Source organism: Thalassotalea psychrophila, from assembly GCF_031583595.1.
Classification (GTDB): Bacteria; Pseudomonadota; Gammaproteobacteria; order Enterobacterales; family Alteromonadaceae; genus Thalassotalea_A; species Thalassotalea_A psychrophila.
The window spans coordinates 1,180,046-1,203,943 of sequence record NZ_CP134145.1; the positions used below are offsets into that span (position 1 = coordinate 1,180,046).

18 protein-coding genes and 3 rRNA genes are annotated in these 23,898 nt (G+C 40.2%); 14 read left to right on the forward strand and 7 right to left on the reverse strand.

Annotated features, from left to right (window positions below; translation table 11 throughout):
• Window positions 1-29: 29 nt before the first annotated feature.
• Entirely contained in the window at window positions 30-455 is a 426-nt protein-coding gene (locus RGQ13_RS05025) for a DUF4124 domain-containing protein (RefSeq protein ID WP_348392471.1), read from the reverse strand.
• A gap of 790 nt (window positions 456-1,245) precedes the next feature.
• Between RGQ13_RS05025 and RGQ13_RS05030 the strand changes: the two genes are divergently transcribed.
• The 8 genes from RGQ13_RS05030 (at window position 1,246) to RGQ13_RS05065 (ending at window position 12,049) form a co-directional block, all read left to right on the forward strand.
• Window positions 1,246-2,790: ribosomal RNA gene (locus tag RGQ13_RS05030) — 16S ribosomal RNA — on the forward strand.
• Between the two features lie 532 nt (window positions 2,791-3,322).
• Window positions 3,323-6,213: ribosomal RNA gene (locus tag RGQ13_RS05035) — 23S ribosomal RNA — on the forward strand.
• Window positions 6,214-6,376: 163 nt separating this feature from the next.
• A 5S ribosomal RNA gene (gene rrf / locus RGQ13_RS05040) occupies window positions 6,377-6,491 on the forward strand.
• The 16S, 23S and 5S rRNA genes sit together here, the layout of an rRNA operon.
• 933 nt (window positions 6,492-7,424) lie before the next feature.
• Complete coding sequence (locus RGQ13_RS05045) at window positions 7,425-7,682, forward strand: OadG family protein (protein ID WP_348392472.1); 258 nt, start codon at window positions 7,425-7,427, stop codon at window positions 7,680-7,682.
• A 9-nt stretch (window positions 7,683-7,691) separates the two neighbouring features.
• The gene (oadA, locus tag RGQ13_RS05050) at window positions 7,692-9,464 is read left to right on the forward strand and encodes a sodium-extruding oxaloacetate decarboxylase subunit alpha (protein WP_348392473.1); all 1,773 of its coding nucleotides are present in this window, start codon (window positions 7,692-7,694) and stop codon (window positions 9,462-9,464) included.
• Between the two features lie 11 nt (window positions 9,465-9,475).
• Complete coding sequence (locus RGQ13_RS05055) at window positions 9,476-10,606, forward strand: sodium ion-translocating decarboxylase subunit beta (protein ID WP_348392474.1); 1,131 nt, start codon at window positions 9,476-9,478, stop codon at window positions 10,604-10,606.
• Window positions 10,607-10,725: 119 nt separating this feature from the next.
• Window positions 10,726-11,643, forward strand: coding sequence for a peptidylprolyl isomerase (locus RGQ13_RS05060; protein WP_348392475.1), 918 nt, complete (start codon window positions 10,726-10,728; stop codon window positions 11,641-11,643).
• A gap of 52 nt (window positions 11,644-11,695) precedes the next feature.
• A complete protein-coding gene (locus RGQ13_RS05065) occupies window positions 11,696-12,049 on the forward strand; it encodes a VOC family protein (protein WP_348392476.1) in 354 nt (117 codons plus the stop codon).
• Window positions 12,050-12,116: 67 nt separating this feature from the next.
• On the opposite strand, the gene RGQ13_RS05070 is transcribed toward RGQ13_RS05065, so the two are convergent.
• The 6 genes from RGQ13_RS05070 to RGQ13_RS05095 form a co-directional block, all read right to left on the reverse strand.
• Window positions 12,117-13,517 (reverse strand): DEAD/DEAH box helicase, encoded by a 1,401-nt coding sequence (locus RGQ13_RS05070; protein ID WP_348392477.1) that lies wholly within the window; start codon window positions 13,515-13,517, stop codon window positions 12,117-12,119.
• Window positions 13,518-13,864: 347 nt separating this feature from the next.
• Window positions 13,865-15,142, reverse strand: coding sequence for an AmpG family muropeptide MFS transporter (locus tag RGQ13_RS05075; protein ID WP_348392478.1), 1,278 nt, complete (start codon window positions 15,140-15,142; stop codon window positions 13,865-13,867).
• A gap of 112 nt (window positions 15,143-15,254) precedes the next feature.
• Window positions 15,255-15,584 carry a hypothetical protein gene (locus tag RGQ13_RS05080; RefSeq protein ID WP_348392479.1) on the reverse strand — a complete coding sequence of 110 codons (330 nt, stop codon included), beginning with the start codon at window positions 15,582-15,584 and terminating at the stop codon, window positions 15,255-15,257.
• 179 nt (window positions 15,585-15,763) lie between these two features.
• Window positions 15,764-16,378, reverse strand: a complete 615-nt coding sequence (locus RGQ13_RS05085) for a peptidylprolyl isomerase (RefSeq protein WP_348393377.1) — start codon at window positions 16,376-16,378, stop codon at window positions 15,764-15,766.
• A gap of 2 nt (window positions 16,379-16,380) precedes the next feature.
• Window positions 16,381-16,941 (reverse strand): YajG family lipoprotein, encoded by a 561-nt coding sequence (locus RGQ13_RS05090; protein ID WP_348392480.1) that lies wholly within the window; start codon window positions 16,939-16,941, stop codon window positions 16,381-16,383.
• 5 nt (window positions 16,942-16,946) lie between these two features.
• Window positions 16,947-18,083, reverse strand: coding sequence for a methyltransferase (locus RGQ13_RS05095; RefSeq protein WP_348392481.1), 1,137 nt, complete (start codon window positions 18,081-18,083; stop codon window positions 16,947-16,949).
• 76 nt (window positions 18,084-18,159) lie between these two features.
• On the opposite strand from RGQ13_RS05095, the gene RGQ13_RS05100 reads away from it, so the two are divergent.
• From RGQ13_RS05100 to fabV, 6 genes are all read left to right on the forward strand, one after another.
• The gene (locus RGQ13_RS05100) at window positions 18,160-18,774 is read left to right on the forward strand and encodes an alpha-ketoglutarate-dependent dioxygenase AlkB family protein (RefSeq protein WP_348392482.1); all 615 of its coding nucleotides are present in this window, start codon (window positions 18,160-18,162) and stop codon (window positions 18,772-18,774) included.
• The gene (locus RGQ13_RS05105) at window positions 18,771-19,085 is read left to right on the forward strand and encodes a BolA/IbaG family iron-sulfur metabolism protein (RefSeq protein ID WP_348392483.1); all 315 of its coding nucleotides are present in this window, start codon (window positions 18,771-18,773) and stop codon (window positions 19,083-19,085) included. The genes RGQ13_RS05100 and RGQ13_RS05105 overlap by 4 nt, the downstream gene beginning before the upstream one ends.
• 107 nt (window positions 19,086-19,192) lie before the next feature.
• The gene (locus RGQ13_RS05110) at window positions 19,193-19,729 is read left to right on the forward strand and encodes a TRAP transporter small permease subunit (protein ID WP_348392484.1); all 537 of its coding nucleotides are present in this window, start codon (window positions 19,193-19,195) and stop codon (window positions 19,727-19,729) included.
• Entirely contained in the window at window positions 19,729-21,099 is a 1,371-nt protein-coding gene (locus RGQ13_RS05115; protein ID WP_348392485.1) for a TRAP transporter large permease, read from the forward strand. Before RGQ13_RS05110 ends, RGQ13_RS05115 begins: the two co-directional genes overlap by 1 nt.
• A gap of 62 nt (window positions 21,100-21,161) precedes the next feature.
• Window positions 21,162-22,256: a TRAP transporter substrate-binding protein gene (locus tag RGQ13_RS05120; RefSeq protein WP_348392486.1), complete on the forward strand. Its 1,095-nt coding sequence runs from the start codon at window positions 21,162-21,164 to the stop codon at window positions 22,254-22,256.
• 171 nt (window positions 22,257-22,427) lie between these two features.
• Window positions 22,428-23,618 (forward strand): enoyl-ACP reductase FabV, encoded by a 1,191-nt coding sequence (gene fabV / locus RGQ13_RS05125; protein WP_348392487.1) that lies wholly within the window; start codon window positions 22,428-22,430, stop codon window positions 23,616-23,618.
• Window positions 23,619-23,898 lie beyond the last annotated feature (280 nt).

Genomic DNA, 23,898 nt, shown 5'->3' on the forward strand with positions numbered 1-23,898 from the left:
GGGGAATTGTATGTGAAGATGAAGCTAACTTATTTACAGTAAGCTTCAACTTCTTTTTCACTTTGACTAATACGTTGGATTCTTTCAACATCTGTAAGTAAACGTGATTTACCATTTTCTTCGGTGACTTCAATTTTTGCAAAGTCATTTAACGTCCTAAGGTTCGCTTCCGCGTTTTTACATTTTATATTTGAGGCCCTGGCAACTTGGCTGTTTAATAGCTTTTGTTTTGCTTCGGCAGAAACATTTTCTTTTAATGGGGCCTGTACAGGAGAATAGGTAGTTTCGACGGTGATCTCAGAAAAATCATCTTCAAGCGGTTCATGTTGACCATAATGTACAACATTGTTTTCGTCTACCCAACGGTACACGGTAACGTTTTTTGCTTGTACTAATGTAGTTAGCAACGTTGCAGTTGCACTTAACAGTAGTATTATTGAGAATTTCCTATTCATACCCTTCCTTTGAGTAAAGCATCTTTAGCATTAACAGTGATGAAATTAATTTATATCAGCTGTTTAATAATTAAACAACTTTTAACTTTCCTTCTATATGTAAAGTATAATGCAAAAATTGCTTTAATAAGTAGCATAGTTTCAAAAAATCATAAGAATTGATAAATAAAGCACATTTTTTATTGCTATAGTTACTAACTAGCTAGTGGTTTGTTTATTAAATATACGAAAAAGCACTTATTTCAATTTATTTGCAAAAAGGTGTTGACGGCAGCTCAAAAATCCCTAAAATGCGCATCCACTTCCACAGGGAATCTCGCAGTACTACTGAGAGAGGAACCAGCGGTAAGTCGTGTAGATAGTTTGTAGTGATTAAGGTAGAAATTACCGAGTTACAAACGACAACAATTAAATTCTAAATTACTGAAATTAACTGTTGACATCAACACTGGATGACGTACAATGCGCATCCACTTCAAGCAAGGCTACTAGCCGGATTGAAGCAAAGAGACTAACGAATGCGATTAGCTCTTCGTTCTAATAAGAACGGTTCTTTAACAATTAGTTATCATGCAATTTGTGTGGGCACTCACATTAAGATTGATTTACAACATAGATACCTCGGTATCGAAATCACTTAATGATGATGAACACACAAACAAATTAATTATCTTTATTTAGCGATGAAGTTAATTAGTACGTTTTAGTTTAACCAGCTTCTGGTTAGACGAAACATTCAGAATTCATTGAGTAGAAACAAGCTTGTCTTGTTTCAAATGTAACAACTTTTTAATTGAAGAGTTTGATCATGGCTCAGATTGAACGCTGGCGGCAGGCTTAACACATGCAAGTCGAGCGGAAACGAGAGGTAGCTTGCTACTTCGGCGTCGAGCGGCGGACGGGTGAGTAATGCTTGGGAATATGCCTTTGAGTGGGGGACAACAGTTGGAAACGACTGCTAATACCGCATAATGTCTACGGACCAAAGGGGGGGACGCTTCGGCACCTCTCGCTCATAGATTAGCCCAAGTGAGATTAGCTAGTTGGTAAGGTAAAGGCTTACCAAGGCGACGATCTCTAGCTGGTTTGAGAGGATGATCAGCCACACTGGGACTGAGACACGGCCCAGACTCCTACGGGAGGCAGCAGTGGGGAATATTGCACAATGGGCGAAAGCCTGATGCAGCCATGCCGCGTGTGTGAAGAAGGCCTTCGGGTTGTAAAGCACTTTCAGTTGTGAGGAAAGGTTAGTAGTTAATAACTGCTAGCTGTGACGTTAGCAACAGAAGAAGCACCGGCTAACTCCGTGCCAGCAGCCGCGGTAATACGGAGGGTGCGAGCGTTAATCGGAATTACTGGGCGTAAAGCGTGCGTAGGCGGTTTGTTAAGCAAGATGTGAAAGCCCAGGGCTCAACCTTGGAACTGCATTTTGAACTGGCAAGCTAGAGTATTGTAGAGGGTGGTGGAATTTCCAGTGTAGCGGTGAAATGCGTAGAGATTGGAAGGAACATCAGTGGCGAAGGCGGCCACCTGGACAAATACTGACGCTGAGGCACGAAAGCGTGGGGAGCAAACAGGATTAGATACCCTGGTAGTCCACGCCGTAAACGATGTCAACTAGCTGTCTGTAGACTTGATCTGTGGGTAGCGCAGCTAACGCGATAAGTTGACCGCCTGGGGAGTACGGCCGCAAGGTTAAAACTCAAATGAATTGACGGGGGCCCGCACAAGCGGTGGAGCATGTGGTTTAATTCGATGCAACGCGAAGAACCTTACCATCCCTTGACATCCAGAGAATTTTCTAGAGATAGATTAGTGCCTTCGGGAACTCTGAGACAGGTGCTGCATGGCTGTCGTCAGCTCGTGTTGTGAAATGTTGGGTTAAGTCCCGCAACGAGCGCAACCCCTATCCTTATTTGCCAGCGAGTAGTGTCGGGAACTTTAAGGAGACTGCCGGTGATAAACCGGAGGAAGGTGGGGACGACGTCAAGTCATCATGGCCCTTACGGGATGGGCTACACACGTGCTACAATGGCAAGTACAGAGGGCAGCAATACCGCGAGGTGGAGCGAATCCCACAAAGCTTGTCGTAGTCCGGATCGGAGTCTGCAACTCGACTCCGTGAAGTCGGAATCGCTAGTAATCGTGGATCAGAATGCCACGGTGAATACGTTCCCGGGCCTTGTACACACCGCCCGTCACACCATGGGAGTGGGTTGCAAAAGAAGTAGCTAGTTTAACCTTCGGGGGGACGGTTACCACTTTGTGATTCATGACTGGGGTGAAGTCGTAACAAGGTAACCCTAGGGGAACCTGGGGTTGGATCACCTCCTTACCTTAAGTAGACAACTTAATGGAAGCTAACTTGTTAGTTTCGCGAGTGTTCACACAAATTACATGATAACTGACTGAGCGGTACGCTCTGTCATCCCGTACTTGTTGCGGGAGCCAGTGTACCGAAATAAGAAATCAAAGATAAGCGCCCTTAGCAATAAGAGCAGTTATCTTTGGTTTTTTAACCAACAATGATGCCGAATGCGCGCATTAATGTACTCTTTAACAATTTGGAAAGCTGATATTAAACCCGATGATTTGTGTTTATGATCTCCAATCATAAACGTCAGCAAATCATCACGATAAACAACTTGTTGTTTATCACTGAGTTGTTTTATACAACAACTCAACATTATAACTAGCAACTCTTATCGTGTTGTTAGTTGTTCTTACTCAAGGCTCACAATTTATTGTGGGTTTGGCAACGTAGGTTGCCAACATTCTTATTGAATGCGTGAAAATGTCAGACCTATAACTTAGTTCGGATTAGTCTCCGAGCATTCTTGAAGTTGCAAGACTTTTTGGGGTTGTATGGTTAAGTGACTAAGCGTATGTGGTGGATGCCTTGGCAGTTAGAGGCGATGAAGGACGTGTTAATCTGCGAAAAGCTGTGTTAAGCCGATAAAAGGCGCTATAGACACAGATGTCCGAATGGGGGAACCCACCTGTCGTAAGGCAGGTATCGTATAGTGAATACATAGCTATGCGAGGCGAACCGGGAGAACTGAAACATCTAAGTACCCCGAGGAAAAGAAATCAACCGAGATTTCGTTAGTAGCGGCGAGCGAACGCGAATCAGCCCTTAAGCTATTTGGGCGTTAGTGGAATGTTCTGGAAAGGACAGCGATACAGGGTGATAGCCCCGTACACAAAAACAACCTAATAGTGAAATCGAGTAGGTCGGGACACGAGAAATCTTGACTGAATATGGGGGGACCATCCTCCAAGGCTAAATACTCCTAACTGACCGATAGTGAACCAGTACCGTGAGGGAAAGGCGAAAAGAACCCCTGTGAGGGGAGTGAAATAGAACCTGAAACCGCATACGTACAAGCAGTGGAAGCCGGATTTAGTCCGGTGCCTGCGTACCTTTTGTATAATGGGTCAGCGACTTATGTTCTGTAGCAAGGTTAACCGAATAGGGGAGCCGTAGCGAAAGCGAGTGTTAACTGCGCGTTTAGTTGCAGGGCATAGACCCGAAACCCGGCGATCTACCCATGGGCAGGTTGAAGGTTGAGTAACATCAACTGGAGGACCGAACACACGTATGTTGAAAAATGCGGTGATGACTTGTGGGTCGGAGTGAAAGGCTAATCAAGCCGGGAGATAGCTGGTTCTCCCCGAAATCTATTTAGGTAGAGCCTCGCACGAACACCATTGGGGGTAGAGCACTGTTAAGGCTAGGGGGTCATCCCGACTTACCAACCCTTTGCAAACTCCGAATACCAATGAGTGATATGCGGGAGACACACTACGGGTGCTAACGTCCGTTGTGGAAAGGGAAACAACCCAGACCGCCAGCTAAGGTCCCAAAGTCATAGTTAAGTGGGAAACGATGTGGAAAGGCATAGACAGCTAGGAGGTTGGCTTAGAAGCAGCCATCCTTTAAAGAAAGCGTAATAGCTCACTAGTCGAGTCGGTCTGCGCGGAAGATGTAACGGGGCTAAACTATGCACCGAAGCTGCGGATTTGAACTTAGGTTCAAGTGGTAGGGGAGCGTTCTGTAAGCCGTTGAAGGTGAATCGTAAGGTTTGCTGGAGGTATCAGAAGTGCGAATGCTGACATGAGTAACGATAAGGGGAGTGAAAAACTCCCCCGCCGAAAGACCAAGGTTTCCTGTCCCATGTTAATCAGGGCAGGGTAAGTCGGCCCCTAAGGCGAGGCGGAAACGCGTAGTCGATGGGAAACAGATTAATATTTCTGTACTTCTATATATTGCGAAGGAGGGACGGAGCAGGCTAAGCAAGCATGGCGATGGTTGTCCATGTGAAAGTATGTAGGCTGAAGAATTAGGTAAATCCGGTTCTTCTTAAGGCTGAGATACGAGACGAGACTCTACGGAGTTGAAGTTGTTGATGCCATACTTCCAGGAAAAGCTTCTAAGCTTCAGATATATAGGAACCGTACCCCAAACCGACACAGGTGGTTAGGTAGAGAATACTAAGGCGCTTGAGAGAACTCGGGTGAAGGAACTAGGCAAAATAGTACCGTAACTTCGGGAGAAGGTACGCTCTCTATTGTGAACTCTTTACGAGGTAAGCAGAGGAGAGTCGAAGTAACCAGGTGGCTGGAACTGTTTATTAAAAACACAGCACTGTGCAAAATCGAAAGATGACGTATACGGTGTGACGCCTGCCCGGTGCCGGAAGGTTAATTGATTCGGTTAGCGTAAGCGAAGCTGATGATCGAAGCCCCGGTAAACGGCGGCCGTAACTATAACGGTCCTAAGGTAGCGAAATTCCTTGTCGGGTAAGTTCCGACCTGCACGAATGGCGTAATCATGGCCACACTGTCTCCACCCGAGACTCAGTGAAATTGAATTTGCGGTTAAGATGCCGTATACCCGCGGCTAGACGGAAAGACCCCGTGAACCTTTACTATAGCTTGACAGTGAACATTGCTCCTACATGTGTAGGATAGGTGGGAGGCATTGAAACCGCGTCGCTAGATGTGGTGGAGCCAATCTTGAAATACCACCCTTGTATGCGTGATGTTCTAACCTAGGGCCCTAATCGGGCTTGGGGACACTGTCTGGTGGGTAGTTTGACTGGGGCGGTCTCCTCCCAAAGAGTAACGGAGGAGCACGAAGGTTGGCTAAGTATGGTCGGACATCATACGGTTAGTGCAATGGCATAAGCCAGCTTAACTGCGAGACAGACACGTCGAGCAGGTACGAAAGTAGGTCATAGTGATCCGGTGGTTCTGTATGGAAGGGCCATCGCTCAACGGATAAAAGGTACTCCGGGGATAACAGGCTGATACCGCCCAAGAGTTCATATCGACGGCGGTGTTTGGCACCTCGATGTCGGCTCATCACATCCTGGGGCTGAAGTCGGTCCCAAGGGTATGGCTGTTCGCCATTTAAAGTGGTACGCGAGCTGGGTTTAGAACGTCGTGAGACAGTTCGGTCCCTATCTGCCGTGGGCGTTTGAGAATTGAAGAGGGCTGCTCCTAGTACGAGAGGACCGGAGTGGACGAACCTCTGGTGTTCGGGTTGTCACGCCAGTGGCATTGCCCGGTAGCTACGTTCGGAACTGATAACCGCTGAAAGCATCTAAGCGGGAAGCAGGCTTTGAGATGAGTTCTCACTGGGACTTTAAGTCCCCTAAAGGGTCGTTGGAGACTACAACGTTGATAGGTCAGGTGTGTAAGTGCTGTGAGGCATTGAGCTAACTGATACTAATTGCCCGTGAGGCTTAACCATACAACACCCAAGCAGTTTTGCTTTGAGTGATTGTATGGTCTGATACTCTTTTAAAGAGATTCACGCATTACAAAGAATACTTGAGACATGGTTTAATATCGATTTTTCCAAATTCGTTATTCGATACGTCGAATAACAGGTTCGAAAGAACCAACAGTTTTTGTCTGGCGACAATAGCACTGTGGCCCCACCTGATCCCATGCCGAACTCAGAAGTGAAACGCAGTTGCGCCGATGGTAGTGTGGGAGTTCCCATGTGAGAGTAGGTCATCGCCAGGCTCCTAATTCCGAAAAGCCCTCTGCTAATGCAGAGGGCTTTTTTCGTTTAGGATCCTGGCGTGACCTACTTCTTTGTAGGCATAGCTTTGCGTATCCAACTCAAGCACACTTCAACCGTATGAGGTCCCGGACATCGCTAAAGCTCTTCCGGGATGACGTGGTTTAAATTAATTAGCATCGCGGTTACGCAACTATAATAAGAAAAAGTACTCCGTCATTCCGCAGTGCTTTTGTGCGGAACCTCCTGCCGCGTATCGTGTTTTGAATATTTATGCTTTATAACCACAGCAAGCTGAAGGAGATCCCGGATGTCGCTGCTCGGCAATTGCTCCTGCATTGCTCTACCTCCTGCATCCATGCAGTCGTCTTCCGGGATGACGTGGTGTAAGTTAATTAGCATCGCGGTTATTCAGCTATAATAAGAAAAAGTACTCCGTCACCGACATAATGCGTTCATCCCTGAACCTGTCGGCATTCGTACTTCCTGTACGTCATTCCGCAGTGTTTTTGTACGGAACCTCCTTCCGCGAATTGTGCGTTGACTATTTCTACTCCAACTTCTTTTATATAACATGCTTTTAAGTTAATTAGATCGCTGACATTCAAATACATTTAAAAAATACGCCGTAATATCAAATATTGGAACGAGGTTTGGGACTTTTTTATCGTGTATATATCTAGAAGTTAATACAGCAATTAGTAAATTTTTTATTAATTCACCTTAAAACTTAAATCCATAATGGTAAGACCAATTGCCCAAAATAATTATTTTTTATAACTGGATTAGAATAATTACTCAAAAAAGTCTAAAATATACCATTTTTTTGCTTTTTTTGACTATTGACAAAATTTATTTACAAGCAATTGACATTTGATCATTGCTAAAAATAATTGGAGTGATTATTCTATTTCTTTTAACTGAAGAGTCAGGTTATGGAAAATTTATCTGAAACATTTATGGAAGCGGCTGTTCTTATGCTCGTCGGCATGGGATTTGTATTCGCTTTTTTAGGTTTATTAATTATTGCTATTGGTTTATTAGCGAAGTTTGCGAGCCAATTTCCTGAAACTGCTCCAGCTACCAATAAGATAAACACTGGTAAGGCTGCAAATAATCAGATCCCAGCCGGTGTTGTTGCTGCTATAACCTCAGCAGTTACTCAATATCGCAAAAATAATGTAAAGAATTAGGAGCAAGGTATGTCAAGTCCATTAGGAATTACTGAAGTTGTACTAAGAGATGGTCATCAATCATTATTGGCCACTCGTTTTCGTTTGGAAGATATGTTGCCAATCGCAAGTAAATTAGATGATATTGGCTATTGGTCAATTGAGTCATGGGGTGGTGCCACCTTCGATTCTTGTATTCGTTATTTAGGTGAAGATCCGTGGGAGCGTATCCGCAAATTAAAAGCGGCAATGCCTAAGACTAAACAACAAATGCTATTTCGTGGGCAAAACATTCTTGGCTACCGTCATTACGCTGACGATGTAGTAGAAAAATTTGTTGAACGTGCTCATGTTAATGGTATTGATGTTTTCCGTATCTTTGATGCGATGAATGATCCTCGCAACCTTGAAACTGCAATAAAAGCGGCCGTTAAGGTTGGTGCTCACGCACAAGGTACTCTTTCTTATACTGAAAGCCCAGTTCATACTTTGCAGGGTTGGTTAGATATGGCCAAGCAGCTTGAAGATATGGGCGCGCACTCTTTATGTATAAAAGATATGTCTGGTTTATTAAACCCATACGATGCAGAAGAATTAATTACTAAATTAAAAGACACGGTAGAATTACCACTTGCACTTCATTGTCATGCAACTACAGGTTTGAGCATGGCTACGCATATGAAATCAATTGATGCTGGTATCGATGTTATCGACACATCTATTTCATCAATGAGCATGACTTACGGTCACTCGCCGACAGAAGCTGTCGTTTCTACCGTACAAGGGCGTGATCGTGATACCGGTTTAGATTTAACTAAGCTTGCCGAAGTTGCTGCGTATTTCCGTGATGTAAGAGAAAAATACGGAAAATTTGAAGGTAGCCTTAAAGGTGTTGACGCTAGAATTCTATTAGCACAAGTTCCTGGTGGCATGTTAACAAACATGGAAGGCCAGTTAAAAGAACAGGGTGCTTCAGATAAATTTGACGAAGTATTACAAGAAATACCTCGTGTTCGTAAAGAGTTAGGTTACATTCCTTTGGTAACACCAACTTCACAAATTGTTGGCACTCAATCAGTGTTAAACGTGTTAACTGGTGAGCGTTATAAATCTATCACTAAAGAAACTGCTGGTGTTTTAAAAGGTGAATACGGTGCAACACCTGCTGAAGTTGACACTGCTTTACAGCAGAAAGTTCTAGATGGTGCTGAGGTTATTACTTGTCGTCCTGCTGATTTGTTAACTCCTGAAATAGATAAGTTAACAGATGAGCTTGCAGAATTAGCAAAAGAGAAGAATATCGAACTTGCTGATGAAGTAATTGATGACGTATTAACTTACGCATTATTCCCACAGATTGGGCTTAAGTTCTTAGAGAACCGAAACAATCCAGATGCATTTGAACCTGTACCAAGTAAAGATGATGTGAAACTTGCTGCAGCTAACGATGGTAAGCCTGAAAGCTATGCCGTACAGGTTGATGGCAAGGTTTATGATGTTATTGTAGCTCCTGGTGGCAGTATTGAAAATATTGCTCCTGCTGGTCAATCGGCTCCTATAACTGCAGCTGCCGCGGCACCTGCTGCCTCTAGTGGTGAAACTTTAAATGCGCCACTTGCAGGTAATATCTTCAAAATTTTGGCTAAAGAAGGTGATTCGGTAAATGAAGGCGATGTTGTTGTCATCATGGAAGCGATGAAAATGGAAACTGAAATTCGCGCTACCGCCTCAGGCACTATCAGCATGGTTAACATTAAAGAAGGTGATGCGGTCGCAGTTGGCGATGCATTACTAACGTTATAAAAGGATAACTCATGGAGTCTCTATACACCCTTTGGTTATCTACCGGCTTAGCTAATTTTGAGTTGGGCCAAGTGATCATGATGTTGGTAGGTTTAGGTTTACTATATTTAGCCATTGCTAAGGGATTTGAACCATTATTGCTTCTACCTATTGGTTTTGGCGCAATTTTAACAAATATTCCTGTTGCCGGTTTCAGTGAAGTTGGCGGCTTGCTGCATTACATCTACTATGCTGGGATTGATACTGGGATATTCCCATTACTGATCTTTATGGGTGTAGGTGCAATGACAGACTTTGGCGCATTAATTGCGAACCCAAGAATGTTGTTTTTAGGTGCAGCCGCTCAGTTTGGTATTTTTGCTACTTTATTTGGTGCCATTGCTTTAAATGCTATCCCTGGCTTTGACTTTAGCCTTAAGGATGCCTCAGCTATCGCCATTATTGGTGGTGCAGATGGTCCTACAGCTATATTCTTAGCATCAAAGCTTGCCCCTGAATTGTTAGGTGCAATTGCGGTTGCAGCTTATTCGTACATGGCGCTGGTACCGATTATCCAGCCGCCAATCATGAAGGCGTTAACCACACCTGAAGAACGTAAAATTGAAATGAAGCAATTACGCCATGTGACTAAGATTGAAAAAATGATCTTTCCACTAGCGGTACTGTTAGCAACCATATTTTTCTTACCCGCAGCAACACCACTTGTAGGTATGTTCTGTTTAGGTAACTTAATGCGTGAATGTGGCGTTGTAGATCGTTTAAGTTCCACAGCACAAAATGAATTAATCAACATTGTGACTATTTTCTTAGGTTTAGGTGTTGGTTCAAAGTTAAGCGCTGAAGCATTCTTAAATGTTGAAACCTTAGGTATCCTAGCGTTAGGTGCTGTTGCATTCTCTATCGGTACAGCAGCAGGTGTTTTAATGGCTAAACTATTAGGTAAGCTATCAAAAGACCCAATTAACCCGTTAGTTGGCGCAGCAGGTGTTTCTGCTGTTCCTATGGCTGCTCGTGTAGTTAACAAGGTTGGACTCGAAGCTAATCCGCATAATTTCTTATTAATGCATGCTATGGGACCAAACGTTGCTGGTGTACTTGGTTCAGCTGTTGCAGCCGGTGTGTTATTGGCATTGGTTGGTTAATCGCTTGAATACAGGCTGGAAGCTGTAAGTTAAAACTAATAGCTGTTGCTATCATAACTAGGCCGGAGTAAATTATTTAGATAATTTACTCCGGCCTTTTTTATGGATAACTTTTAATTATGTACTTAAAAACAATAACTAAGCTTACCGTCATTAGTTGTTTACTATTACATCTATTTGCTTGTAATAATGATGAGCAAGCCAATAGCAGTAATAAAGAAATAGTTACTGAAACCTTCATTGATAAGCAAACCAACAATGAACCTTGGCACAAAATTGAACAACAGAATCTACTTTATCTTCAGCTAGACACCGGTACTGTAACTATTTTACTCGCTGACTTTTTCGCGCCTAAACATGCTAAATACATTCAAGACTTAGTGAACGAAGGCTTTTATGATGGTCTACCGTTATACCGAGTAATTGAAAACTTTGTGGTACAAGGTGGGGATATTAGTGAGCAGAAAGCAAGTAGTGTTAAACGTACTATGAAAGCAGAATTTGAACGCACGATACATGCACAAACGCCATTTAGCCTAGTACAACAAAATGATTTATTGGCAGAGCAAACTGGATTTATTAATGGCTTTGCCGTAGGCCGTTCAGTTAGCGAGGGTAAAGAATGGTTGATTCATTGTCCTGGAGCGATTAACTTAGCCAGAGGTAATCACCCAAATTCAGGCACAACCGATTTTGCTATTATGTTTGGCACAGCGCCAAGGCACCTTGATAGAAACATGAGCATATTTGGCCGTATTATTGCCGGTTGGGATCACTTTTATCAAGTCAAGCGAGGGCCAAAAGAAAAAGGTGGTGTAATTAGTGATACGAGTAAAGCAAGCTTTATAGTAAAAGCCTATCTTGGCTCTAGCCTTGCAGTAGATGAACAACAAACTGTTTATCTTGAAAATACCGCAACGCCTGAGTTTGAACAAAGAATAATAAAACGACGCAAGTTAGATAATGATTTTTATCAATACAAAGGTAATGGCAATATGGACGTGTGTTATTTTCCGATTAAAATCAAGTTTGATTAGTCGCGGGCCAAAGCGAAAATTTAATATTTGTTTATCTAAAGAGGATTAGTGCATGGATAGTCATGAAAAAATTAATTATTTAGAGCTACCAGCAAAAGACCTAATGGCCATTAAACGTTTTTACCAAAACACGTTTGATTGGAAATTTGTTGACTACGGCGATGAATATTGTGCCTTTAATGACGGTGTGATTAATGGCGGTTTTTATCAAGCAGATATTAGAAGTAGCTATGAAAGGGGTGGGGCTTTAATTGTACTATACAGTAAACACCTTGAAGAGACTGCTGCGAAGGTGCTAAATAATAAAGGCATTATTGTGAAGCCCATATTTGCTTTTCCAGGTGGGCGTCGTTTTCACTTTACCGACCCAAATGGAAATGAATTAGCCGTTTGGTCAGATAAATAACTAAAAACCAGGGTCAGAGTCAGGTTATTATTAAATAACCTGACTCTGACCCTAGTTTATTAAATTTTTATCCTTCAGTTCTTCTGCCTCTATTACCACCACTTGGTTTAGAGCCACCTGCTGGTTTAGAACGACGATTTCCCGATGGTTTACCATTACCACCGCTAGTGTTTTTAGCATAAGGGTTATCACGTTGAGTATGTCGTTTATTTTTACCCGCCGGCTTATGCCCTCTAGCATTGTCGCCACTACGCTGACCGTCTTGATGTTCTGCTTTTGGCTTTTTCGGTTGTTTCGCTTTAAAGGGGCGAATATCTTTTGAAACAGGTACAACGTTAGCTGCTTGAAATCCGTCGACTTCGGCACGTTCTATTAATTTTTGAGTTAAGCGCTCAATGTCGACAAGCAATTTAAATTCGTCGGCGCACACTAATGAGATAGCATGACCGGTACTGCCAGCACGTCCTGTACGACCAATACGATGCACATAATCTTCTGAAACATGTGGTAATTCAAAATTTACTACTTGTGGTAATTGGTCGATATCGATGCCACGAGCAGCAATATCGGTTGCCACTAATACTCTAATATTACCCGCTTTAAATTCAGCCAATGCTTTGGTTCTTGCGCCTTGGCTTTTATTACCATGAATGGCCATTGCTTTAATGCCGTCTGCTTCAAGGTGTTTGGTAAGCTTATTCGCACCATGTTTAGTTTTGGTAAACACTAATACTTGTTGCCAATTATTATGGCCAACTAAATAAGACAGTAAACGAGCTTTTTTGTTTTTGTCAGTGGTGTAAACTAATTGTTCAACTGTAGGTGCAGTTGCATTTCGTGGTGTTACTGATATTTCAACTGGGTTATTAACTAAGCCTTTAGCAAGGTCTCTAATTTCGTCAGAGAACGTTGCTGAGAATAATAGGTTTTGACGTTTTTTCGGCAACAGCGCAATAATTTTTTTAATGTCGCGAATAAAGCCCATATCCAGCATTCTGTCGGCTTCATCTAAAACTAAAATTTCTACTTGATTAAACTTAACTGCATTTTGTTGGTACAAATCCATTAAACGCCCTGGGGTGGCGACTAAAATATCAATGCCCCCGCGTAGGCGCATCATTTGTGGATTGGCTTTTACACCACCAAAAATAATATAAGAGCTTAAGCCTAAATTCTTACCATAGGTTGCTACGCTATCACCGACTTGGGCGGCAAGTTCACGTGTTGGTGTTAGTATCAAGGTTCTAATATGATTAGGCTTTACCTTTTCACCTTTTGATAATTTTTCTAAAATAGGCAGGGTGAAACCAGCAGTTTTACCTGTACCTGTTTGCGCTGCAGCCATAACATCTTTACCCGCAAGAACCGCAGGAATTGCTTGTTCTTGGATCGGAGAAGGAGTGTCGTAACCTTGTTCGGCAACTGCAGATAAAATCGGGGCTGATAAGCCCAAAGAGTCAAAGCTCATAGAAAAATCTCTTGGTTAAATAGAAAAAGTGATTACAGACTGTTCAAGCTGCAAGCCGGCGCAGCTTACAGTATAGTCTTTGTTGATGCAAACGAGGGCGTTTTATTATTTTGCTAGGGTTAATAAATCACTGAGTAAGGTGAATCATTAAGGTAAAGAAGCCTACAATAATCAAATTGAAAGCAATTATATAGGCAAAACCTATCAGGCCTTGCTTCAACGTATAGTTGTGCTTTTTTAGGTACCATAACCAAATTAAGCTCATGATTATTGGGATTAAGAAAAACAATCGGATCATATTTTAAAAAGCCTTAACTAGTTGTTATTTATATAATAGCGTAAATATCTTAATGTTGTTTAATTTTGATTTCTTGCTTTGGATTCCATGGTGCTACTTTAAATAACATCAACATTCCAGGGACCGCTAATGCAGTACATAAAAAGAAAAATGATGTCCAGCCAACTTGCTCAACAATAAATCCTGTTGACGCATTGGCGAAGGTTCTTGGCAACGCTGTGAGTGCAGTGAATAACGCAAATTGAGTTGCTGCGAACGTAGGATTGGTCGTTTTAGCGATAAACGCGGTAAATGCAGCTGTGCCTAAACCGACACCTAAATATTCAAATCCCATAGCAAAAGCTAAGGCATATGTGTTGTGACCAATTTCAGCTAATGCTGCAAAACCAAGTATTGAAATAATTTGTACAAAACCAAAAATCCAAAGGGCACGATTAATACTAAGCTTGATCATAATGACGCCGCCAACAGCTAAACCTATGGTCATAGCGATTAGAGAAGCTGTTTTTGCAACCACGCCTATTTCAGTATTAGTAAAACCTAAATCGATAAAGAAAGGCGTTTGCAGCGCCGTAGCCATGTTATCACCAAGCTTATATAAAAATAAGAATGATAAAATCATCAATGCAGATTTAACACCCTCTCTATTGATGAAGTCTTTAAAAGGTAAAACTATTGCTTGTTTCAATGTTTGCGGAGCATTCGCTTCTCTTCTTGCTTCGCTCACGCATAGGGTCATGATAATACCTGCTAGCATAAATGCTGCAACGACAATAAATACGATTTGCCAAGGCATATGATCAGCTAAAATAAAACCTAAAGAACCCGGAACTAGGCCCGACAATCGATATGCTTGAACATGTATAGAATTGCCTATACCTAGTTCATGATCTGGCAATAACTCTCTTCGATAAGCATCAAGCACAATATCTTGACTGGCACTGAAAAATGCAACCGCAGCGGCCAAGTAAGCAACGGTCCAAATAGACATAGTTGGGTTTATATAACCAAAACTCGCAATGGAGAGTAATAAACATACCTGAGTAAATAGCATCCAGCCTCGGCGTCGTCCCAAAAATGGAAATGAATACCTGTCCATTGCTGGTGACCACAAAAACTTCCATACGTAAGGAATGCCAATGAGGGAAAATAAGCCAATTTCTGCAAGACTTACACCTTCGCTACGCAACCATCCTGGTATTAGTTGATAAAGAAAGAAAAGAGGTAAACCTGAACTGAAACCCGTAAATATACAAATAAGCATACGCTTATTTAAAATAGCGTCTTTAATTGTGGGCGTATTAACTGTAGGCGTAGAGAAAGACATTGATGAAAGCCTAAATGATTTTTATTAATAGATTTAGTATTGCTAAGGTAAGGCTAACAAATGCTTGATAAAAAAAGAAGTAAAGAATAGATATACAATTGTAATTAGTTATTTAATCTACAGGTCTCCAGCCTACGCAGTGGATTGGGTAAGCGCCATGACCTTTTAAAAACTCTAGGCAAGTTGTAATCTCTTCAATTAGATCTTTATCGTCATCTAAATTGCTAATAGCACCTAATTTTAATTCATGGATGAGGTGCCAAAAAACTCGTTCTCTTGTACAACCAGGAGTTTCGTCGGTGACATTTAATTGACCCCACTCTTCAAAACAGTCCCAAATAAAGTTTTCAACTTCAGTGTGATGAACCGAATTTTTGAGCAAAGCCTCAAGGAAATACATTAACCTTGATATTTTATCATTTATGAAAATTTCGATATGCAAATTACCCACCTAAATTAAACACCTAAACAACTCAAGTTTGTGAGTTACCATAAAGCCTAGATGAGAAGTTTTTATATTGCGAATATATAAATGTTAAAAGCTGTTAAATAATCTTCAAATAATGTTTGAAATATTATCTTGTTCGGATAAGTGTTTGAATTTGTGCCTGATTATGTGTTTTATGGGGTTTCTTGATGGATATAATCTTCAGGTAGTAAAGTTGCCTTTATTAATACAATTGGCTCTAGTGGTACGTCTGGCCAACCTTGCCCTTCGTGAAAGTCAGTTTCACTTGCAGCCATCTTTTCTAACACTTCTTCACCGAAGGTTACCGAGCCAAAAACCGTATATCCCCATGAACGACCCGGATCTAAGCTAGTATTCTCACCAACGTTAAAATAGAACTGTCTAATCGAACTGTGTGGATCATATTGGCGTGCCATAGCAATAGAGCCAAAGGTATTTTTTAGGCCGTTACCTGACTCATTAAAAATAGTGTCATGTTCTCTTTTTGGAATGAAGTTAGCGTCATAGCCACCGCCTTGCACAACAAAATCACTAATAACTCGGTGGAAAATAGTATTGTTATACTCCCCTGAAATCACATAAAACAGAAAGTTGTTTACTGCGATAGGAGCTTTAACTCTGTCTAGTTCAACAATGATCAACCCATGAGAGGTTTCCATTTTTATTTGCGGATAGAGATTATTAGCATCAATAATTTTTTGTTTACCTGCCGCTTGACTAAATAAAGAAACAAAACAGAAAGACAAGATGGCTAATAAACGCATTATGATTATCCCTTAATAAAGTTTTGTAATTGTTGATCTTCTAATACTTGTAAAATCAGTTTAGCAAGCTGAATATTAAAATCACGTTGTAATTCGTCAATGTCAGCTGTTAAAGCACCGCGTGTAGTTGCTCTCAATGTGAACGTTTTTGATAACGTTTGTGCTGGATTTTCAACTTTAACTTTTAATTTAATGATGGTGTTGGCACGGTAATCTAAAACATCTTGGTTTACATATGTACGGGCTCGTTCAACATTAAACTCAACTTGTAGATCAGAGTTGTCAGCCACATTTAAACCTTGTGAAGTCAATTCACTAGCAAATTTTGCCACCAGCACATCTTTTAAAGAGCTTGTGGTACCAATTAATGTAGAAGGATCTTCAGCACTTAATAGCTCAACGATATGGACGGTTGAACGTAGGTCGTTGACCGAAACTTTAGCACTTAAATTTTTATAAACTTGACCTGTAGCATTGGTCACGGTTGGGTTCAAGGTAATAGCTGTTGGCTCACTAGCACAACCTGCAATCAATAAAATAGATAAAACAACAGGGATAAATTTCAATTTCTTTACTTCTTCGCTGATAAAATGACAAACTTCGAATTACTAGCAATTGTCTCACAATTTCCAAATAAACGTTGTAACTTAATGTGATATGCAAGTTGCCTGTTGCCTATTATCCTTAATTCGCCACCTTTTTTCAAAGCATTATAACTTTGTTTAAACATTTGCCAGGCAATATGGTCGGTTACAGCAGCCTGTTGATGAAAAGGAGGATTACATAAGACTAAATCTAAGCTACTTGATTCAACATCAGTTAAACAATCATTTACGTAAAAATAACATTGCGCTTCTTTGTCGGGTAAGTTGTTGATAATATTGTCTTTGGTAGATTGAATTGCCATGTAAGATTCATCATAAAAATGCATGTTTATATCTGGGTTTTTGGCCAGCATGGCAAGACCAATTACACCGTTTCCACAGCCTAAATCGGCTACGTCAATATTGCCATTAATACTTGGCAAATTTTCAAGTAAATTGCGACCACCAATGTCTAGGTTGTCACGAGAAAAGACATTAGCCAAATTTGAAATTGTAAAATCAGTTTTTTCTAATGGCCAAATCTTTGCCTTTGGTAATTCTGTTTTTTTATTTGTATCAAGTTTTGAAAATATCAATCGAGATTTTTTTACTGCTAAAGATGTCTTTGTTTCACCAATATGTTTTTCAAATAGGTTCAACGTTGATGTATGAATATCTTTAGCGCGGGCAGCAGCAATGATCAAAGTATCTGTATTTGCACATTGTTGTATTTGCTGTAATTGATACTCTAAATAAGCCTTACCTTTAGGAAGTTTTAAAATAACAATATCTACTGGAGTCGTTATTGCCGATAAACTATCTAAAAAGTTAATGTTATCCATATCAATATAATTCGTATCAAGATTGTATTTAACACCTTGTTGTGAAATATAAGAGTCATGAATTAGTTGTAGATTATGGTGATATAAATTAACTGTTAATGCGCCAAAGCTATCATTGAAAATGACAATGTTTGTAGTCTCATTTAAAAAGTTGTTTTCTTCTAGATAATCAATAATATATTCATCAGCAGAATCCCATGCTTGTAAGCTACGATTTACTTGTGCAACAGGGAAACGTTCTAAATGAATAGGTTGGTCGTTTTTAAAGAAAGGGCTTAACATAAATTATTTTCAACAGTTATAAGTGCCGCTATTATACCTATAATTTAGTGGTAATAGATAAGTTTTTAAAAGGTTGATGAAATTGTCAAACATGTTGAATTTTCCGGTAGAAAGTTATTGCCAAGGAGAACTGTTATATTGGCCAAGTTTTTATTCAAACCAACAGGCCAGTGAATTATATGTATCTTGTGTTGAACAATTACAGTGGCGGCAAGAGCAAATTAAAATGTTTGGCAAGCTGGTCACTATTCCAAGATTACAAGCCTGGTATGGGGATAAAGAGGCTGAGTATAAATATTCAGGTTTGCCATTAGTTCCTTTACCATGGCATAAAACACTATTAACTATTAAAGAGCATTGCCAACAGCAATTAAATACTCATTTTAATTCTGTTCTGGCAAACTATTACCGAGACAATAACGACTCTATGGGCTGGCATAGTGATAATGAAAAGCAACTTGGTATTCAACCAACAATTGCCTCGGTATCACTTGGCCAAGAACGAAAGTTTTGTTTAAAACATAAATCCTCTGGAGAAAAGCTTAATTTAACTCTACAATCGGGGAGCTTATTGGTAATGCAGGGCAATCTCCAGCAATACTGGCAACACGCTTTACCAAAATCAGCAAAGCCATTACAAGGGCGAGTGAACCTAACCTTTCGAAATATTCAGAATTTGGAATCATCATGACTATAGCCGCTACCATAGAGCAAAAATTATTAGCCACATTTACCCCTATCTACCTTGAAGTAAATAATGAAAGCTTTATGCATAATGTGCCTGAAGGTAGTGAATCACACTTTAAGGTTGTTATTGTCAGTGAAAAGTTTGATGGACAACGTTTAATTGGCCGACATCGTCAAGTTAACACTGTCTTAGCTGATGAATTAGAAAACCATATCCATGCGCTGGCTATGCACACCTACACCCCAGAACAATGGAAAACCATGAACAATGGTGAAATACCAAAATCGCCAAACTGTATGGGGGGAGGTAAATAACATTAATTAATGAATAAACCTCTTATTTAGCACTATTTGATATTTCCTCAATGTTAATTTTCTGTTATTTATAAACAATAATAAAAAATAATTTCTTTGAGAATAAAATGTACACCTCCTTTTTACGTCGGTTTATCTCAATAGCCGACGGTATTACCGAAGTTTTAGGTAAGGCTATTGCTTGGTTAACTCTATTGGTTGTATTACTTACTTTTGCGGTAGTAATGCTTCGATATGGTTTTAATCTTGGTTGGATAGCCATGCAAGAATCTGTGCTATACGCGCATGGCGCTGTGTTTATGTTAGGCGCATCTTATACCTTAAAGCATGATGGCCATGTTCGTGTTGATATTTTTTACCAAAAATTTACAACTAAGCAAAAAGCTGTGGTTAATTTATTTGGCACACTTTTATTACTTCTACCTGTATGTATCTTCACATTTTATATTAGCTATGACTATGTTGCTTTATCTTGGGATATTCTTGAAAAGTCAAAAGAGCCCGGGGGGCTTCCTGCTGTATATCTTAATAAGTCACTTATTTTATTGTTAGTGGTGACTTTGGTGATACAAGGTCTGGCAGAGATATTTCGTAATGTTCTCATACTAAATGATAATCGCGATATTAATGGGGGCGAAGAGTAATGGAATATCTTGCTCTATTGATGTTTGTTTGTGTTTGTTTGGTATTACTACTTGGTTACCCTGTAGCTTTCTCGCTTGCCGGAACTTCGTTAGCGTTTGCTGGAATTGCAACGGCGATGGGATATTTTGACAGTTCATATCTATCGGCACTACCTTCTCGTTATTATGGAATTTTAAGTAATCAAACACTACTTGCCGTTCCGCTATTTATATTTATGGGCGGGGTTCTCGAACGCGCCAAAATAGCCGAAGATTTATTAACAACCATGGCGCAATTGTTTGGACGAGTACGTGGCGGATTGGCTATTTCTGTAACCATTGTAGGTATGTTATTGGCTGCAAGTACCGGTATTGTTGGCGCTACAGTTGTCACTATGGGCATGCTTTCATTACCTACGATGATCAAGCGAGGCTATGATGCATCGTTTTCAACAGGGATCATATGTGCAACAGGTACGCTTGGACAAATCATTCCGCCATCAATCGCGTTAGTCTTACTCGGTGATGTTTTATCAAATTCTTATCAGCTGGCACAATTGAAAATGGGCAATTTTAGTCCTGACACTATCAGTGTCGGCGATTTGTTTGCTGGTGCTGTAGTTCCTGGTCTTATTCTTGTTATTTTATATATTGCTTATTCAATATTTATGGCGGTATTCCATCCTGATAAGGTTCCTCCTGCAGCAGAAGAAGATCAAGTGCAGATCAGCTGGGCGTTACTGGTAAAGTCTTTATTTCCACCATTATTATTAATGGCGGTTGTTTTAGGCTCTATATTGGGAGGGTTTGCAACACCTACTGAGGCTGCTGGAGTTGGTGCTTTTGGAGCCTTAATTTTAGCACAGTTGAATGGTCAATTAAGCAAAGCCAACTTAACGTCAGTGATGCAAAACACTGTTAAAATAACCTCAATGGTGTTCTTGATTTTACTTGGTGCTAGTTTATTCTCGCTGGTGTTTAGAGGCTTAGGCGGAGAAGAAATTATTTTGAATTTCTTTGAACAATTACCTGGCGGTGCAATTACAGCAACAATTATTGTAATGTTGGTGATCTTTTTACTTGGTTTTATTTTAGATTTTATTGAGATCACATTTGTTGTGGTACCAATTGTTGCACCAATATTACTAATGATGGATATTAATCCAATATGGTTAGGCATAATGATTGCGGTTAACCTACAAACATCATTTTTAACTCCGCCATTTGGTTTTGCCTTGTTTTATTTAAGGGGGGTTGCCGATAAAGCAATTAAAACCTCGCAAATTTACAAAGGCGTTGTACCATTTATAATCATACAATTGTTACTTTTGGTGGCATTATCTATGTGGCCTGAGTTGGTAACTTGGCTGCCGAATAAAGTTTATGGTTAAATACAAAGTTCAAAACACAATAAAAAATAATTTATAACAATAGTTCGGATAAATAAAAAAATATGAATGCACTGAAAAAGTCAGCGGTTATTGCAATAAGCTTAATGAGTTTGTTATCAGCCTGTGGTGAAAAACAGCAACAAGAAAGTGGCGAGGTTGCACAGCAAAAAACTTACAAATGGAAACTTGTTACTACTTGGCCGAAAAACTTTCCAGGCCTAGGTATGGGGCCGGAAAAATTTGCTAAACACGTTAACGAATTAAGTAATGGCAGGTTAACGGTACAAGTATTTGGCTCTGGGCAATTAGTTCCAGGGTTTGAAGTGTTTGATACAGTAAAAAATGGCACTGCACAAATGGGGCATGGCGCAGCATACTATTGGACGGGAAAAATGGAAGCCTCATCATTTTTCACCGCAGTGCCTTTTGGTATGAATGTGACAGAAACTAATGCCTGGCTTTATTATGGTGGCGGTTTAGAACTATGGCAAAAACTTTATAAACCATTTGGCATTCTTCCTTTTCCTGGCGGTAACACTGGTGGCCAGTTTGCAGGTTGGTTTAACAAAGAAATTAATTCAATTGACGATTTAAATGGCTTGAAAATGCGCATCGGTGGTATTGGCGGAAAAGTATTTAAAGAAGCGGGCGGTTTGCCAGTTCAAATTGCTGGAGGGGAAATATTTTCTTCATTACAAAGCGGTGTAATTGATGCGACCGAGTGGGTTGGCCCATATAACGACTTGGCTTTTGGCTTTTATAAAACCAGTAAATATTATTATTCAACTGTTTGGCAAGAGCCAAGTGCTACGCTAGAGTTCATTATAAACGAACAGGCATACAATGAATTGCCTAAAGATTTACAAGCTATGGTTACTGTTGCAATGCGTGCTGTTAATGATGACATGCTAAATGAATATACTGCACGCAGCGCCAACGCCCTTAAAGTTTTACAAGAAAAGCACGGTGTGCAAGTGAAAGTATTCCCGCCTGAGGTCATTAATAAATTACGTGATACAACGGATAAAGTGATTAAGGATATGGCTGCTGAAAATGAAAACGTTGCCGAGATATGGTCATCATACAAAGCTTTTTATGATGATGTGAAAGCCTATCATGGAATAACTGAACAAGCGTACTTTGAAAATAGACAATAGTCGGTTGTAAACACGATAGTTAAAAAAATATTGAAATAACTGGCTGCTCTGACCTCATAGCTGGCAAAAGTTGTTACAATAGCGACAATTAACATTTCAAAACGATCTCTGTAGTCATTAATTTAGCTGTAGAGGGTCGAAAATATAAATTAAAATAATTAAGGTTTTATTATGGTTATCAAGCCAAAAGTACGTGGTTTTATTTGTACAAATGCTCACCCTGTAGGTTGTGCACAACACGTTAATGAACAAATTGCCTACGTGCAGTCGCAACCACAAGCCGATGCTAAACCAAAAAATGTATTAGTAATTGGTGCCTCAACTGGTTACGGCCTAGCGTCTCGAATTACAGCTACTTTCGGTAACGGTGCTAGTACATTAGGTGTGTTTTTTGAAAAAGAACCTTCAGAAAAACGTACGGGCTCTGCCGGTTGGTATAATACTGCGGCATTTCAAAAGGCTGCTGATGACGCTGGTGTATATTCAAAGAATATTAATGGCGATGCTTTTTCAAATGAAATCAAAGCACAAGCCATCGAAACCATTAAAGCTGATTTAGGTCAGATTGACTTAGTTGTTTACTCTCTTGCATCACCGCGTCGTACTGATCCAAATACCGGTGAAGTATACTCTTCAGCACTTAAACCAATTGGTAGTGGTTTTACTACTAAGAGTCTTAACACTTCTAAACGTGTTATTGAAGAAGTAGCGGTAGAGCCTGCTTCTGATGAAGAAATTGCCGGCACAATTAAAGTAATGGGCGGTGAAGATTGGGAGCTTTGGATGAATGCTCTGAATGACGCTGGCGTATTAGCCGATAATGTTAAAACGGTTGCTTACACTTACATTGGTAAGCAATTAACTTGGCCATTATACGGTAAAGCAACTATTGGTCGTGCTAAAGAAGATTTAGACAGAGCGGCTACAGAAATTCGCAGCGTAACTAGCCACCTAAATGGCGAGGCGTTTGTAACATCATTAAATGCAGTTGTTACGCAAGCAAGTTCTGCTATTCCAATTATGCCTCTTTATATTTCTAGCTTATTTAAAGTAATGAAAGCAGATGGCACACAAGAAAACCCGATTCATCAAATTCAAGGTTTGTTCCGCGATAACCTATACAGCACCGAACGTTCAATCGGTGAACACAACCGTTTGATGCAAAACTTGAAAGAATTGGAAGATGACGTGCAAGACAGAGTACAAACTATCTGGGATAGTGTTGATACAGATACTATTGATGAACTTACCGATTACACTGGTTACCATCATGAATTCTTAAAGTTATTTGGTTTTGAAGTTGACGGCGTAGATTACGATGCTGATGTAAGCCCATTAGCCGAAATAAATAATTTAGGTTAATAAGTATTAAACCATATTAAACTTTAGTCTAACCCCTGTAATATCAGGGGTTATTTTTATCAATCATCCCCTAAAAACATATTTTTATGTTGTCATTTAAAAAGATTTAGTCGCTGTTTTTATTCAATATTTTAAACTTACACCTACACTTTTAAGTATTTTTCACTAAATTGTTATTAAATGTGTTCCTGTCCATAGAAATCATAGGGCTATATATGTTAAAATCCGCGCCAGAAAATTTAACTTAGAGCTCTTGTTTGTAAACAGCTGATGTTTTAGT